A 13,997-nucleotide genomic window follows, 5' to 3' on the forward strand; every position below is an offset into this window, starting at 1 on the left:
CTAATTCTCCAATCTGTCGGAACGGATGGAATATTCGAGGACCGTGAAGCCAAAGGGGTTGGTCCAGACCTCGTCGATGGAGCGGCGGGTCTCGGGGCGGAACTCGAAGAGAAGCGTGGCGGTGAAGAGCCCGGTCTGGACGCCATTGATGGATGTCAGACGTTTGCGCAGGCGGACCGTGGCGCGGTTGGTGCCGATGCGATTGATGCTGAGGATCTCCACATCGAGCCGGGCATTCGGGCCGTAGACTGTCGGCGGGTAGTTCTCGTTGGCGCTGTTCCAGATCTGGCGTAAGCCACTCTCGGCCGCCCGATCCGATCGGCGCAAGACGCTTCGGATGCGCAGATCGTTGTCGAGCTGGTTATAGACCTCCCGGTCGGTCACATAGCGGAAGACCTCCGCCTCGATGATCGCTTGGTTGGCGGTGACGGATGTGGCCCCAACGGACGCCTCGGGCAGGGCAAAACCAGTGGCGGGATCATACGGGACAACGACGGGGGGTGGGTCGACATCGAGGATCGAGACTGCTGCTGCGCTCAGACAGCCGATGATGCCGAAGACAAGACCTGTCAGACCAAGGCGTTGCCAGAGTCGTTCGCGGCGCAAGGCACCGTAGACCAGTTCTTCCTCGATGATTTCTTGTTCAGTCGCCACCCGTCATGCCCCCACGATCAGTCTGCCTGGAGGTCCGGTAGCGTGAAATCCATGAAGCGCTGTTCCTCGGCGATGGTGGCGGCGTCGATCACGCCGCCGGTGCCGTCACCCACGGTTTGAATCGCTTCCAGTTGCCACATCGCCACGAGGGCGATGGCCAATTCAGCGGTCACGCGCGTGTTGAGATCGATGCTTTCCTTGAGTTCGTCCATGTCGTCGATAAGCCCCACAAGACGGTCGACCCGCTCGAGCGATTGGCCGGCATCTTCATAGCTGTTCTGGGCGGCGGCTGAGACGAGCGCGCCGGTTGTTGCCTGCGTCGCCACGCGGTTGGCCCCGGAATTGCCGCTCGTGGCCATTTCCGAGAGCGTGTCTTCATCGAAGCCGAGATCGGCCAGCACCCGGTCCATCTGGGTTTCGATCTCGCCTGCGCCGGAGCCGGAGAGGCCAGAGAAGTCTCCGGTCTTGATCGCCTCAATCGTGGCGAGGATGTCCCCGAACTCCTGGTCGAGTAGACCGTTCAACTCGTCCTCCATTTCCGTGCGGATGATTTCCGGCAATTCGGCCAGGCGGGTCAGGGCTTCATATGTCCGTTGCAGCTCCGCGAGTTGTTCCGTGAGTGTGGCAAGCTGTTCGCGGAGCTGCGTCAGCTGCTCGTTTTGCAGGATCTCGTCTTCGATCATCTGCCGGAGCTGCTGGATGTTTTGCGCGATGTTCTGGGTGTCGACGACCGGTACACCTTGTGCTGCGGCAGGGGGTATGGCGCCGAACTGCAAGCCAACCCCAAGTGTTGTGGCCAAAGCTGTCCTCAAGAGCAGATGTCCCATCATTCAATCTCCCTGATCGTGAAATCCATGAACGCGCCCTCGGCCATGCGGGCGCTGGCCTGTGCCAGCTCTTCGGCAGACAGCACGCGGGTTCGCGCCGCCTGTAGCCGGATGCGTGCGGCGACAAGGCGCACGAGTTCGGCGCGCGCATAGGTGTTGAGCGCGATGCTTTCCTGCACATCCTCGGTTTCAGAGATCCGCTCGACGATGTCCGCGATGCGCAGGGCGCCCTGTCGGATCGCGGTGGGCGAATTGTTGCCATAGAACGCCGCGCCATGCCCGGTGATCGAGAGGTTGGCATTTGCCAGTAACGCGGGGTCGATCGTGCCAAGCGCTTCGATCCCCCCGATACGGGTCAAATAGAGGTTATAGCGTTCGGGGATGACCTGAACGTAGGCTCTAGTCTCGCGGAAGGGTGGCACGCCCCCATATTCGAACACGCGACCGGGGCCGGCGTTGTAGGCCGCGAGGGCGTTGATGATGTTACCATCGAATGTTTTGAGCTGGGTCGCGAGATAGCGCGCGCCGCCATGCACCTGTAGGTAGGGGCTGTCATAGTATTCCGGGTTGATGCCGAGATCGCTGGCGGTGCCCGGCATGATCTGGGTGAGGCCATAGGCGCCGACGGGAGACCGTGCACCGATCGTAAACCGGCTTTCCTGCCAGATCAGCGCTTGCAGCAGCGCGCGCCATTGGACGGGGGAGAGCCCTGCGCGGCCAACACCCGCAAAGCCGCTGGTTTCCTGGGCGACGCGGATGATGAGCTGCTCGATGGTCTCAGACGCGTCGCCGAACATCTGCGCACCGCCGGGATTGGGATCGATCTCGCCCGTGCCATAGACCGCCGCCACCGAGCGGTCGGGATCCCCGCTGCCGCTTTCCAGTCCCGAGACCATCGCGGGCAAGCCCTGGCCGCCGAAGCTGGTCTGGGCATCGAGGATGCGTCGGAGGGTTTCCAGCTGCTCCCGTTCGATCTCGGCGATGAGTTCGCGCACGGCAAGCTTGTCGGCCTGAACAGCCAAGTCTGCCTCGCGATCACCCGTTTCTACGATATCGCGTGCAGTCAGCCCGCTGTCATTGGTTGGCACGCCTTGGGACAGGGCGAGACCGGGCAACAGGCAAAGCGCCAGGATATGGGGCAGCCTAGACGTCAACGTCACCCTCCGGTGCGCCGAGGGGCGTGAAGCTGCAATCCGGCGCGACGGGTGCCGTGGACGCAAGGAATGTGAAGCAGTTCGCCTGCGGCTCCCGGTACTGGGTGCAGGAGGCCAGCGCGCCGAGCGCAGCCAAAGCGATAAGAATACGGATCATGAAAGTCTCCAGAAGTCCGGGCGGTTGCGGTAATCGGATCCGACGAGCGCCTCGCCTTTCTCCATGCCGCCGAGGATGGTGAGATTGGGCCCGAGGGCGCTAAGATCTGCATCGACGACGATGGAGCCCTGGTCATCACGGATCAGCGCAAGGCGGCTGTCGCTCCCGGTGTTGAGAAGCACATCGAGTTCCTTCTCATAGAGATTGAGCATCGCGTAATCGGCGGCATGGGCGCGGATGTTTGGGAGCAGGATCTGCGTCGGCACGGCCTCGATGATGGTCTTGCCCGTGCGCGTGCGCTCCAATTGGCTCGCGTATTGCGTCATCATCACCGCGACGGTGTTCTGCTTGCGCGCGGTCACCAGCCAGTTCGAGAGCCGTTCGGCGAAATACGCATTGTCAAGCGCCTTCCAGGCCTCGTCGATCACGATGATGGTGGGGCGGCGGTCCTCGATCTCGCGCTCGACCCGGCGGAAGAGATAGGAGAGGACGGCCATCCGTTCCTTCTCGGCCTCGCTGTCGAGAATACCGGTGAGATCGAAGCCCACCACATCGCCTTCCAGCGAGAACGTGTCTTCCAACGTCTGGCCGAATATCCAGCCGTAGCGACCCTCTTCGGTCCATTCGAGAAGACGCTCGTGCAAATCGCCGCCATCATCGGTGGAGACAAAGAGCGATGCGAAGTCGCGCCAGTTCCGCAGGGCCGGGTTCGCGGCCTGCGCGTTCTGGCGCACGACTTCCTGGATGCGGTTGGTCTGCGCCGGCGTGAGCGGCTTGTCTGCGCGATAAAGAAGCGTGGCAAGCCAGTCCGAGAGCCATGCCGTGCCGCGACTATCGGTTTCCGTCCAAAGTGGATTGAGACCGGTGGGCTGGCCTGCTTTCAGGGAGGCGTAGCGGCCGCCATTGGAGCGGACCGCCATCTCCATACCGAGACGGTAATCGAAGACGAAGATCCGCGCCCCTGCTCGACGGGCTTGCGTCATGAGAAAAGCGGAAAGCACCGACTTGCCCGATCCGGGCCGTCCCATGATCAAGGTATGCCCGCTGGTGGGTTCTTTCTTGGGGCTGCCTTGCTCGTGATAAAAACCGGTAAGCGCTCTGTTCGGGCGTGGGCAGATAGGTGATGACCTTCCCCCAAGGGGTTTTCTGAGCAGGTTTGCCGAGCTGCGTCCGATGAAACGCCGCAAAATCCGCGAAGTTGCGATTGGTAATTGCACTGGCGCGCACGCGCTTGGGCTGGTTGCCGGGATGTTGACTGAGGTAATGCGCCTTGGCCGCGACGCGCTCGCCGATCATTTTCACGCCTTCGGCGGCGGCGGCGTTGACGATCTCGGCGCTCAGTGTCTGCAACTCATCAAGCGTGTCACAAAAGATCGTCACCACCATGTGGTGCTCGCCAAAGCTCTGGCGTTTGGCCTCCAGATCGTCGGCAGCGATGTCGAGCGCTTCCATCAGCGACAGTGCCGCATCCTGGCTGGCCTGCATCTGGCGCTTTTGCCGCTTGATGCGGCCCGCCATGAGGTTCGAATTGATGGGCGTGAAGGAATGCGTGACGATCAGGTCGACCGGCAGGTTCAGCATGTCGAACATGGTGCAGGAGGTGGCTTCCGAGTATTCCCCGATGGTGAAGCTCTTGCCGCAGCGATGCCCCACGACGCCTTCGGAGAGCTCGAAATGGTCGCCGTGGAACGTCACGCGGGTATTGGCGACGTTGAAAGACAGGAAGCCGTAGGTATTGGCCGGATAGAGCGGCAATTCCTGGCCGGTGTTGAGCGCCCCCAGAAAGCCGATCAACTCGCCACTCTCGGAGGTCAGCACGCGCGGGTTCAGCTCCGTCAGGCCAGACAGGAACACGCTCACGGCCTCGCCCAGACGCCGCAGGCGCTTCTCGGTTGCTTCCTTGAGACGATCCGGTGCGCTGCGATTGAGAAACGGCAGGACGCTTTTCGGGGGCGGGCGGTGAATGACGGTCAGCGTCAAGGTTTTGTCGCGCAGGCCGCTGATCTTGAGTTTCGCGCGCCAGAGGCGGTCAACTTCTCCGGCAAAGCTGTCCTCGCGCACAGGCTCGAGGTCTGGCGTGATCGCCTTGGAGACCTTGTGGACGTAATAGCTGAACTCCGGTCCCAGCTGCGCGATGATCCGGGCGAAGAGCGCGGTCACCTTGTCGAGATAGGCATCATCCGTGGTGTAGCTGTTGACCCCATCGAGCCGGATGCACTGGAAAAGCTCGTTCACCCGCGTCCGTACGGTGCGGTCATCGACCAGGCTCACATAAGGCAGCATATGCGCGAGGCGGGTTTCGCGCGCATACCAGTCCGGCGTCATCGTGCGGAGATCGAGGGCTTCATTCGGTGCTGGATTAGGGCGCATAGCTGTCCCCGCCGTGAATAGAGCGGTTCCGTGTCGGTGGTGTTTCCTGCAGCGCCGTCATCATCACGTCGATGAAGCGCGGATCCCAATCCGCAGCCTTCCAGAGCACCGGGTAGAGCAGTGCGGCCACGCCCAGTACAGCGATGTGCTGGACCCAGACGAACAAGAGCACCGAGCCGAAGAGCCAGGCCATCGCGTACATGATGGGCAGGCCCAGAAGCTTCGGCGGGCGCACGAGACCCAGAAAGAGGGGTGAGCGCTCAGCCACCGGCAAAGACCGCGGCAACAATGGTGGGGGCGGCAGCGACGCCTGCAATCCCGACAAGCACCCAGAGTGCCTGGCGCAGGTCGATGATGTTGAAGAACCAGCTCAAGAAAACGCCGAGGACCGCGAGTGTGGCGATGACCACACCAAGAGGTCCGGTTAGCGCATCGACAATGCCCTGCAACAAGCTCTGGATTGGGGAAAGATCGATGCTCTGTGCAAGGGCCGGCTCAGCGATTATTAAAAAGAGCGCCAGCGAGGCTACAAAGAGGTTTGAAATCCAACTTGTTTGGAAAAAGCGGTATCGCCAATGCACTGCCGCGCTGCGCGCTCTCGTGACATTGCCGATAAGTGTTTTTAGGAATGATTTCCAAAAAGGCTGGGACATCATGAATTTGATCCTTCCAATCGGGCTACGACGGCCATGACGCGGGCCACGTGGTTCTGGGTTTCTCGGTAAGGGGGAATGCCGTCATACTGGCGGACCGCATCGGGTCCGGCGTTGTAGGCTGCGAGGGCGAGACGCGGATCGCCGAAGGCCTCCAGCATCATCGCGAGGTAGCGGGCGGAGCCGTCGAGGTTCTGCAGCGGATCACGCGGGTCGACGCCCAGATCACTGGCCGTGGCGGGCATTAACTGGCCAAGGCCAATGGCACCTGCACTTGAAATCGCATTCTGCCGATAGGCGCTCTCAACCTCGATATTGGCTCGATAGAGAGCCAGCCAATCCGTCACGGAAAGCCCCGCGCGACGCAGGCCGGGATGGCCGGCATGGCGCAAGGCCGTGGTCTGAATCCCAGAGAGAACATCGGCGCGGGGCAGGGGAGTCAGGCGGGCAAAGGCCGCAACTTGGACGCCCTCTTGCTCGGCCTCTACCTCGCCGAGGATCGCGATCCCATCGGAGGCCGAACCCTGACCAATCCCGTCATTGTAGTTTCGAGCAAAGCTCCTTTGGGAGCGCGACGGGGTAAGAGAGCCGTCGCTATCCATGACCAGGACCATTTGCGCGGAGGCTGGCATGGCGACCAGCCAGAGGCAGACGAGGTTAGTTGTCAGCGCCCTTGTCTGATGGGGCTTTGTCTGGCGGGGCGAGTTTATGCGTGCGGCTTGTTCCCGCCTCAAGCGGCAGGTCGACATGCGCAAAACCAAGGCCAATGAAGAAAGACACCACGCCGGAGACCGTCTTGAACTCGCGGATCTTGATATCGTTGTAGGTCGTCCGCGTGCGGGCGGTGACGAGGAGCTTTTCCACCCCGTCATCAGAGACAACACGCATAATCCAGACCCCGTAATAGCTGGGGCCTTTCTTATGTGCCGTCTCCTGGCACAGGATTTCTGCACAATAGCCGCTTTCCACGAGTTCGCGGAACCTGGCTTCCGTAACCACATTTGGTGCTTCGATGTCCCAGTTCATGGCCCGGCTCACGCTTTCTTCAATGGCGCGACCCTAGGCATTTTCACTTGAAGCCCAGAGTTACGATAGTATACTTTCAACCGCAAGATGTAATATCATGCATCAGCTGTAGTTTAGTCACGCGGACACTAGTCACGGCTAGTGTCCGCGATCAAGGAGATAACAGGTTTGACAAACCCAAGGTTGACTGGACTGCTGCCATTGCAATCTATGGTCCCTCTGATCTGCGTTCCCGGGCTGGTTTTGGCGGAATCCTGCTTCGCCCCAACCCGCCCTTTTCTACCAAGCGATTCGCTGGCGGCGCGGGAATATGCGGACATCATCCGTGGCGATTTCGAAGATTACATCCAGGATATCCAGAACTACTTCCGTTGCCTCGACGGTGAACGGGCCCGTGCCTTCGAGGAAGCGCGCAAAGTCAGCGAGGACTATGGCCGATTTCTGCAATTGGTAGGGGATTGATGGGCAGCCTCGGGAGTATCAGTCTTGCAGCCCGTGAAAACCAGACGCCGATAACACCCTCAAATATCTACTTTTTAGATAACGGATTTCATCCGCTAGCGACGTCACAAAAGGTATGTGACCCGTGGCAAAAACAATCAGAAGCAAAGGGCAGGTGGCGCTCTGCCAGGCGTTGGTCGTCGCGCGCAAAAGCGCAGGTTTGGGCCAGGACGACTTGGCGGAAAGGCTCAAGTGCCATCAATCTCTCGTGGCGCGCATTGAGAGCGGCGAACGTCGGATCGACGTCGTCGAACTGGTCGTTCTGGCGCGCGCCATCGGCTTTGACCCGTTCGATGTCTTGGCGATCGTCGAAGCCGCCACGGAGCCCGACCACAAGATTTGAAAGCAATGTAATTTTGGGACGCTCCGCTTTGTGCGCCCCCATGTGAAGTGAGCTTCTAAACAAAGAGCGGTTAGCCAACATCCACCAAGCGCGGCGTGCGGTGCAGGCGAGCACCGCAGGCCGTCAGCTGCAAAATCAGAGCCTCAGTGCAGGAAGTCAGTAAACAGTGAACGATGATAAAGGTGAGGGCGTCGCAATCGCCAATCTGATCGGGACCGATGGGTGCAGTGTTGTTGGCTGGGTGTATCGCTGGAGTACAGGCGGGCATGCGGTGATGTGGGACGTCCACGGGCCCCAGCCGGTGTTGGATATCCGGCCGGATCTTACTGCGGAACAGAAGCAGGAAATCGACTTCGATGCGCTTCGGCGGGTTGAGAGAGACGAGGGCGGATAGGCTTCTCAGGCAATCGTCAATTCATATTGATGGATAGGACCCGCCGACATACCAGACACTAGGTTCCCACACGGAAAATGACCGAAATGAGCCCAAACTGACCGCGTGAGGGGCGGAGTTCTTCGCAGTTGCGGCATTAGCTGGGCCGGCAAAAGCGGCCCTAACCGGACCTTCGCCAGGTCAGGCTATGCTGCGACGCAGCTTCACCAGACCGGCCATCCAAGGCATCGTGCAGCAAGGTCTGGCACACCAAGGTCAGCTTCGCGGACTTTGCTGCCGTTCGACTGGCGGGTTGCGCCGCCTCCATGATAGGTTCGCGGAATGAATATTTTAGTTTCTCTTTCCGGACTTCCCGGTGTCGGCAAAACGACCTTGGCAAGGAAACTGGCGGCGCTTACTCCGGCTGTTCATCTTCGTGTAGATTCCGTTGAAACTGCTTTGAAACGAAACATCCTATGTATTCATCCCGCAGAGGATGCAGGCTACTTGGCGCTCGCAGCAATCGCGGAAGACAACCTATTGCTTGGCCTCGACGTTATTGCCGACACAGTCAATCCTGTCGGAGTTTCACGAGAACTATGGACGAAGACTGCTTCTAACGGGGCGGCTCACTTGTTGAACGTCGAAGTCATCTGTTCCGATAAAGCGCTTCATCGAAAACGAGTCGAGACGCGTGTCAGCGACATCAACGGGCTTGTCGTTCCCAACTGGCACGAGGTTTCCAAACGAACCTTTGAGCCATGGCAGTGCGATCGCTTGATCGTGGATACCGCCCACGACTCAGTTGACGTATGCGCGTTTCTGATCGCCAAGGAAATGGACCGCTTGAGGTTTGTAGCTCAGTAAGTTTGGGCTCAAAGCCGACCTCGGATGCGGCGCAGCATCATATGGTATGATGTCTTGTCAACGTCGGGTTTTCGATGTGGGAGGGCGTGGTGGATCGGAGGATGCATCATGGAAACATCAAACGTACCGGCCATCCGCGCCTTACGCCCAGCCTGGAACAAAGGCCGGATCGTCGGCCAGAAAAGGCCGCTCAAGCCCAAACACGTCTGGGCGATCAGGGTGCGGCTGGAATTGGCCGAGAACCACCGTGATCTGGCCCTCTTCAATCTTGCCATCGACAGCAAGCTGCGCGGCTGCGATCTGGTGAAAATGAGGGTGGTCGATGTTATGGCATCCGGCCAAATCAAGGAACGCGCGTCGGTTCTTCAGAGCAAGACCCAGAAACCTGTGCGCTTCGAAATCTCCGAAGGCACCCGTGCATCGCTGGCAAGATGGATGCGGGAGCCGCTGATGGTCGGATCCGAACACCTCTGGCCTGGGCGTTTTCACGAACGGCTTCACATCTCTACCCGCCAGTACGCGCGCATTGTGCGTGACTGGGTGACATCCATTGGTCTGGAGGCAAGCGCCTATGGCACGCACTCGATGCGGCGAACGAAGGTCACGCAGATTTACAAGAAGGCAGGCAACCTGCGGGCGGTCCAGCTGCTGTTGGGTCACACCAAGATGGACAGCACTGTCAGGTACCTCGGCGTCGAGCTTGAAGATGCGCTGGCGATCGCCGAAGCTATCGAAATCTAAACCGCTGGGCCGTCGCCACAGACGGCCCAGACCAGACCTTCGTCAGGGAGGTTTTCGCTGCGTCGCAACTTACCCGAAGGTGCCATTCATGCCGGTGCTGTTGACCCGACCAGGATTGCCTCTCATGGCTCGTCAAGACATGGCGTGAACATCCTCAGCAGCGAAGTCGATGAGGGTTCGTATCTTTCGAGGTAAGGTCCGACCTTCGAGATAAACGACGGTAACCGGTCCCCCATCCATGTCGAAATCCTCGAGCAATGGAACGAGGCGGCCAGTGTCCAGCATGTCGGCGGTCGCGAACCGCGGCGCATAGGCGATCCCCATGCCGGCCGAGGCCAACTCGATTGCCGCCCGGGCCGAGTTGACATGGAACCGGCCCCGCACTTGGGCGACGATCGCGGTGCCGTCTTTGCTAAACGTCCACCGATGCGGTTGGCGCCGGTTGGTATCGACAATGCAGGCGTGCTGAGAGAGATCATCCGGTGTTCTCGGTGCCCCGTGCTCATTCACGTAGTCTGGATGCGCAACCAGTGAGCTGTGAAACGTGCCGAGCTTGCGCGTCTTGAGTGACAGCGTCTCCGACACACCCATCCGGAACGCCAGATCGATGCCGTCGGCGGCCAAGTCGACGTAGCGATCGTCCAACCTGAGGTCGAAAGTCAGATCCGGGTGCGCTTCGGCGAACCGGGCCAACATGCCGGCCACGTAGACTTCGCCGAAGGTCACAGGCGCCGAGACCCGGATGATCCCGCTCAGGCCGCGCGACCCCTCTGACACAGACCCCAGCAGAGCATCGAGCTCATCGAGGACGGCTGGCGCCCGCGCGAGGAGATCCTCGCCGGCTGGCGTCAGCCCCACCTTCCGGGTCGTTCTCTGGAGCAGCCGCGCGCCGAGGCGCGCCTCCAGTTCGGCCACGTATTTCGAGGTCAGGCGGTTCGAGACCCCCAGTTGCTCGGCCCCTGCGGTGAAGGAGCCGGTCCGTGCGGTGGCCACGAAAGCCTTGAGTTCGTCGACAATATCCATGAGCGCCCTTTTGAGAATAAATTCGCGATAGTCATTCCATAAAATCGTCATTTTATGGAATATGGGAAAGCCTTACTTTCGCTTTAGTGATCAACAGGCCGCCGCAGGGCGGCAAAGCGAAGGAGAATGCCATGCGTATCGCAGTTATCGGCAACGGAAATGTCGGCTCAGGGCTCTCGCGGATTCTGGGCGAGGCCGGCCACGAGGTGACAACCATCGGCCGCAACGACGATCTCTCTACCGCCGTCGCCAAGGCGGAGGTGGTAGTCGTCGCCACGCCCTACGGGGCCATCGCGGATCTTGCCGGCAAGGCCGACTTCAGCGGCAAGACCGTCATCGACGTCTCGAACCCGGTGACCGAGGACTTCTCCGGCCTTCAAGTCGGGCACAAGACCTCGGCGGCCGAAGAGATCGCCTCCAGGCTGTCCGGCGCGACGGTGGTGAAGGCGTTCAACACGGTCTTCGCCCAGCACTACGGCACGGGCCTCAAGGTCAATGGCCAGCCCATCCAGACCTTCGTCGCTGGCGATGACGAGGCCGCGCGCGAGACGGTCAAGGCGCTGGCCGCCGAGATCGGCCTCGAGCCGGTCGATGCCGGCCCGCTCGCCAACGCCCGCTACCTCGAGCCCATCGGCTTCCTCAACATCCAGTTCGGCTACGTCTTCGGTCACGGCACCGGGATCGCGCCGCGCTGGCAGTTTTCCTGACATCCCCAACCCCACGGAGCATCTGACATGACCACGCAGACCCATACCGACTACGCCGCCGCCGCCCTTCGCATCTCGACCGGCGTCCTGTTCCTCGCCCATGGCTGGATGAAGGTGAGCGCCTTTACCATCCCCGGCACCGTCGCCTTCTTCGAAGGCCTCGGCCTGCCCGGCGTGCTCGCCTACTTCACGATCTTCGCAGAGCTGGCGGGCGGTATCGCCCTGATCCTCGGTCTCGGCACACGCCTCGTCTCGATCGCGCTGATCCCCGTCCTCCTGGGCGCGACATGGGCGCATTCCGGTTTCGGCTGGAGCTTCTCGAACGAAGGCGGCGGCTGGGAATACCCGCTGTTCTGGGCGGTCGTGCAAGGCGTCGTCGCCGTCCTGGGACGCGGAGCCTTCGCGCTGCGCGTGCCGCAGCTCGACCAACGCCTCGGCCAGTTCGCCTGACCTCCCTTGCTGGCCGCGGGTCATCTCCCGCGGCCGCACTCTTTCACAAGGAGACCTGCAATGACCACCGTCGACCACTTCTTCGACATGACGACCGCGCCGATGCGTATCGGGGCGGTCCGGCTCAAGGTGCGGGACCTCGATGCGGTCTCCACTTTCTACCAGATGGCGCTGGGGCTCAGCCCGGTCGCGACCAGCGAGCATCGCGTCACCCTCGGCACCGGCGACACGCCGTTTCTGGAGCTTCAGGGCGACCCAGGCCTTTCCCCACTCGACCCGCGGCAGGCCGGGCTCTTTCATACCGCCTTCCTGATGCCGACCCGATCCGACCTGGCCCGCTGGGTCGCTCACATCGCCGAGGCGGGTGTGCCGCTTCACGGTGCCTCGGATCATATCGTCAGCGAGGCGCTCTATCTCGCCGATCCCGAGGGCAACGGTATCGAGGTCTATACGGACCGCCCGGTCTCGGCCTGGCACGGCGAGGGCGGCGAGATCCGGATGAGCACCGACCCGCTGGATCTTCAGGGTCTGCTGCAAAGCGCCGCAGGCACCGAATGGTCGGGTTTCCCCGAGAACGGCAGCATCGGCCATGTCCACCTTCAGGTGGGCGACACGGGCGAAGCCGACCGCTTCTACCGCGACGTGCTCGGCCTCGATATCGCGGCGCGCTATCCTGGGGCCAGCTTCTACGGCAGCGGCGGCTACCACCACCAGCTTGCCGGCAATATCTGGAACAGCCGCCGGGCCAGCAAACGCCCCGAGGGTATGGCAGGTCTCGATGCCATCGAGATTGTTGTCCGTGATGCGGCGGACATTACCTCCATCGCTGGCCGGGTTGAAAGCGCCGGGCTTGAAAGCATCAAGAATGCCAACGGCCTGACCGTTCGCGATCCCTGGGGCACCGCAATCACGCTCAAGAATTAAGGAGACGATCATGCTTCGAGACGGGAAATGGGTTGCCGACTGGCAGCCGGTCCAGGCCAAGGACGACAAGGGTGGCTTCGTCCGCCAGACCTCCAGCTTCCGCCACTGGGTGACGCCTGACGGGAGCGCCGGGCCGACCGGCGAGGGCGGCTTCAAGGCCGAGGCGGGCCGCTACCACCTCTATGTCGCGCTGATCTGCCCCTGGGCGTCGCGGACGCTGATCGCCCGAAAGCTGAAGGGGTTGGAGGACGTGATCTCGGTCTCGGTCGTCGAACCGGATCTCTCCGACCAGGGCTGGCACTTCGGCGATCCGACCGAGGCCGAGGGCGCGTCCTATATGCACGAAATCTACACCCGGGCCGACCCGACGATCTCGGGCCGGGCCACGGTGCCGGTGCTCTGGGACAAGAAGCGCGGGACCATCGTGAACAACGAGTCCGCCGACATTCTGCGGATGCTGAACTCCGGTTTCGGAGATCTGGCCGACCATAGCATCGATCTCTATCCGGCGGACCTCCGCGAGGACATCGAGGCGCTCAACGACCGCATCTATCCGAGCTTGAACAATGGCGTTTACCGCGCGGGCTTCGCCACCACGCAGGTCGCCTACGAGGAAGCATTCTGCGAGGTTTTCGCAATGCTCGATGAACTCGAGGAGCGCCTCGGCGACGGTCGCGGGTTCCTTTTGGGAGGTCGCTTCACCGAGGCCGATGTGCGACTCTTCGTGACGCTGGTGCGCTTCGACGTGGCTTATCACCGCCTCTTCAAGTGTAACCTGCGCCGCATCGCGGACTACCCTGCCCTAAGCCGCTACCAGGCCCGTATCCTCGCTATCCCCGGGGTGCGCGATACGGTCAGCATTGACCACATCAAGCGCGGCTACTACTCGATCAAGGCGCTGAACCCCACCGGCATCGTGCCTGTCGGGCCGGAATGTTCCCTGGGCTGAGGGCCTCGGTCGGCCATCCGGATCAGGCCCCCTGGCGCGCGCGGGGGGGCGCCAGCTCCGCCGCGCCGGACATTGATCACTCGAATCGCGAAGGCCGCAATGAGACCGCGACGGCAATCCAGGAATGTCCGCTATTAGATCACCGACGTCGCCGTATCGCACTTGCAGCAAAGGTCAGCTCTCCGTCCTTTCCTTCCAAAAGCCTTCGCAGGTGCGGCGGAAACTATGCAGATGAAGCGAAGGTCTGGAAGGTCCGCTCTCTGGAGCTTGTCATCGAC

The 13,997-nt window shown here is 61.4% G+C and carries 18 protein-coding genes and 1 pseudogene; 9 read left to right on the plus strand and 10 right to left on the minus strand.

Annotated elements, in window-relative coordinates; translation table 11 throughout:
- The 9 genes and pseudogenes from ABM428_RS16925 to ABM428_RS16965 form a co-directional block, all read right to left on the minus strand.
- Complete coding sequence (locus ABM428_RS16925; protein WP_243252210.1) at positions 1 to 654, minus strand: virB8 family protein; 654 nt, start codon at positions 652 to 654, stop codon at positions 1 to 3.
- A gap of 17 nt (positions 655 to 671) precedes the next feature.
- A complete protein-coding gene (locus ABM428_RS16930) occupies positions 672 to 1,481 on the minus strand; it encodes a type IV secretion system protein (RefSeq protein WP_037941838.1) in 810 nt (269 codons plus the stop codon).
- Positions 1,481 to 2,635 carry a lytic transglycosylase domain-containing protein gene (locus tag ABM428_RS16935; protein WP_353628655.1) on the minus strand — a complete coding sequence of 385 codons (1,155 nt, stop codon included), beginning with the start codon at positions 2,633 to 2,635 and terminating at the stop codon, positions 1,481 to 1,483. The genes ABM428_RS16930 and ABM428_RS16935 overlap by 1 nt, the downstream gene beginning before the upstream one ends.
- Entirely contained in the window at positions 2,625 to 2,792 is a 168-nt protein-coding gene (locus ABM428_RS16940; RefSeq protein WP_162840128.1) for a hypothetical protein, read from the minus strand. The genes ABM428_RS16935 and ABM428_RS16940 overlap by 11 nt, the downstream gene beginning before the upstream one ends.
- Positions 2,789 to 5,162 (minus strand): annotated as a pseudogene (locus tag ABM428_RS16945) (type IV secretion system protein B4). Before ABM428_RS16945 ends, ABM428_RS16940 begins: the two are co-directional and overlap by 4 nt.
- Positions 5,152 to 5,430: a VirB3 family type IV secretion system protein gene (locus tag ABM428_RS16950; RefSeq protein WP_353628656.1), complete on the minus strand. Its 279-nt coding sequence runs from the start codon at positions 5,428 to 5,430 to the stop codon at positions 5,152 to 5,154. The pseudogene ABM428_RS16945 and the gene ABM428_RS16950 overlap by 11 nt, the downstream one beginning before the upstream one ends.
- Complete coding sequence (locus tag ABM428_RS16955) at positions 5,423 to 5,707, minus strand: TrbC/VirB2 family protein (protein ID WP_353628661.1); 285 nt, start codon at positions 5,705 to 5,707, stop codon at positions 5,423 to 5,425. Before ABM428_RS16955 ends, ABM428_RS16950 begins: the two co-directional genes overlap by 8 nt.
- 107 nt (positions 5,708 to 5,814) lie before the next feature.
- Positions 5,815 to 6,429, minus strand: a complete 615-nt coding sequence (locus tag ABM428_RS16960; protein ID WP_353628662.1) for a lytic transglycosylase domain-containing protein — start codon at positions 6,427 to 6,429, stop codon at positions 5,815 to 5,817.
- 43 nt (positions 6,430 to 6,472) lie between these two features.
- Entirely contained in the window at positions 6,473 to 6,841 is a 369-nt protein-coding gene (locus tag ABM428_RS16965) for a hypothetical protein (RefSeq protein WP_037941710.1), read from the minus strand.
- 210 nt (positions 6,842 to 7,051) lie between these two features.
- On the opposite strand from ABM428_RS16965, the gene ABM428_RS16970 reads away from it, so the two are divergent.
- The 5 genes from ABM428_RS16970 to ABM428_RS16990 all read left to right on the plus strand — a co-directional run bounded on the left by ABM428_RS16970 (position 7,052) and on the right by ABM428_RS16990 (position 9,666).
- Positions 7,052 to 7,303: a hypothetical protein gene (locus tag ABM428_RS16970; protein ID WP_353628657.1), complete on the plus strand. Its 252-nt coding sequence runs from the start codon at positions 7,052 to 7,054 to the stop codon at positions 7,301 to 7,303.
- 124 nt (positions 7,304 to 7,427) lie between these two features.
- Positions 7,428 to 7,685 (plus strand): helix-turn-helix domain-containing protein, encoded by a 258-nt coding sequence (locus tag ABM428_RS16975; RefSeq protein WP_340290583.1) that lies wholly within the window; start codon positions 7,428 to 7,430, stop codon positions 7,683 to 7,685.
- Positions 7,686 to 7,851: 166 nt separating this feature from the next.
- Entirely contained in the window at positions 7,852 to 8,079 is a 228-nt protein-coding gene (locus ABM428_RS16980; protein WP_340290581.1) for a hypothetical protein, read from the plus strand.
- Positions 8,080 to 8,406: 327 nt separating this feature from the next.
- Entirely contained in the window at positions 8,407 to 8,925 is a 519-nt protein-coding gene (locus ABM428_RS16985) for an AAA family ATPase (RefSeq protein ID WP_373276857.1), read from the plus strand.
- 108 nt (positions 8,926 to 9,033) lie between these two features.
- Entirely contained in the window at positions 9,034 to 9,666 is a 633-nt protein-coding gene (locus tag ABM428_RS16990) for a tyrosine-type recombinase/integrase (RefSeq protein WP_353628608.1), read from the plus strand.
- A 132-nt stretch (positions 9,667 to 9,798) separates the two neighbouring features.
- On the opposite strand, the gene ABM428_RS16995 is transcribed toward ABM428_RS16990, so the two are convergent.
- Positions 9,799 to 10,689, minus strand: coding sequence for a LysR family transcriptional regulator (locus ABM428_RS16995; RefSeq protein WP_180828223.1), 891 nt, complete (start codon positions 10,687 to 10,689; stop codon positions 9,799 to 9,801).
- Between the two features lie 131 nt (positions 10,690 to 10,820).
- On the opposite strand from ABM428_RS16995, the gene ABM428_RS17000 reads away from it, so the two are divergent.
- Genes ABM428_RS17000 through ABM428_RS17015 form a run of 4 tightly spaced genes read left to right on the plus strand, consistent with a single transcriptional unit; the run spans position 10,821 to position 13,719 of the window.
- The gene (locus ABM428_RS17000) at positions 10,821 to 11,396 is read left to right on the plus strand and encodes an NADPH-dependent F420 reductase (RefSeq protein ID WP_166125636.1); all 576 of its coding nucleotides are present in this window, start codon (positions 10,821 to 10,823) and stop codon (positions 11,394 to 11,396) included.
- Positions 11,397 to 11,423: 27 nt separating this feature from the next.
- Positions 11,424 to 11,846 carry a DoxX family protein gene (locus ABM428_RS17005; protein WP_166125638.1) on the plus strand — a complete coding sequence of 141 codons (423 nt, stop codon included), beginning with the start codon at positions 11,424 to 11,426 and terminating at the stop codon, positions 11,844 to 11,846.
- A gap of 60 nt (positions 11,847 to 11,906) precedes the next feature.
- Complete coding sequence (locus ABM428_RS17010) at positions 11,907 to 12,770, plus strand: VOC family protein (RefSeq protein WP_353628609.1); 864 nt, start codon at positions 11,907 to 11,909, stop codon at positions 12,768 to 12,770.
- A gap of 10 nt (positions 12,771 to 12,780) precedes the next feature.
- A complete protein-coding gene (locus ABM428_RS17015) occupies positions 12,781 to 13,719 on the plus strand; it encodes a glutathione S-transferase family protein (RefSeq protein WP_353628610.1) in 939 nt (312 codons plus the stop codon).
- The last annotated feature ends 278 nt before the right edge of the window (positions 13,720 to 13,997 follow it).

This window comes from Sulfitobacter sp. TCYB15 (assembly GCF_040435955.1).
Taxonomy (GTDB): domain Bacteria; phylum Pseudomonadota; class Alphaproteobacteria; order Rhodobacterales; family Rhodobacteraceae; genus Sulfitobacter; species Sulfitobacter pontiacus.

Coding starts and splice junctions, on each gene's coding strand:
- ABM428_RS16930 (WP_037941838.1), bottom strand. CDS start 1,481: ATGGGACATCTGCTCTTGAGGACAGCTTTGGCCACAACACTTGGGGTT.
- ABM428_RS16940 (WP_162840128.1), bottom strand. CDS start 2,792: ATGATCCGTATTCTTATCGCTTTGGCTGCGCTCGGCGCGCTGGCCTCC.
- ABM428_RS16960 (WP_353628662.1), bottom strand. CDS start 6,429: ATGGTCCTGGTCATGGATAGCGACGGCTCTCTTACCCCGTCGCGCTCC.
- ABM428_RS16965 (WP_037941710.1), bottom strand. CDS start 6,841: ATGAACTGGGACATCGAAGCACCAAATGTGGTTACGGAAGCCAGGTTC.
- ABM428_RS16970 (WP_353628657.1), top strand. CDS start 7,052: ATGGTCCCTCTGATCTGCGTTCCCGGGCTGGTTTTGGCGGAATCCTGC.
- ABM428_RS16990 (WP_353628608.1), top strand. CDS start 9,034: ATGGAAACATCAAACGTACCGGCCATCCGCGCCTTACGCCCAGCCTGG.
- ABM428_RS16995 (WP_180828223.1), bottom strand. CDS start 10,689: ATGGATATTGTCGACGAACTCAAGGCTTTCGTGGCCACCGCACGGACC.
- ABM428_RS17000 (WP_166125636.1), top strand. CDS start 10,821: ATGCGTATCGCAGTTATCGGCAACGGAAATGTCGGCTCAGGGCTCTCG.
- ABM428_RS17005 (WP_166125638.1), top strand. CDS start 11,424: ATGACCACGCAGACCCATACCGACTACGCCGCCGCCGCCCTTCGCATC.
- ABM428_RS17010 (WP_353628609.1), top strand. CDS start 11,907: ATGACCACCGTCGACCACTTCTTCGACATGACGACCGCGCCGATGCGT.
- ABM428_RS17015 (WP_353628610.1), top strand. CDS start 12,781: ATGCTTCGAGACGGGAAATGGGTTGCCGACTGGCAGCCGGTCCAGGCC.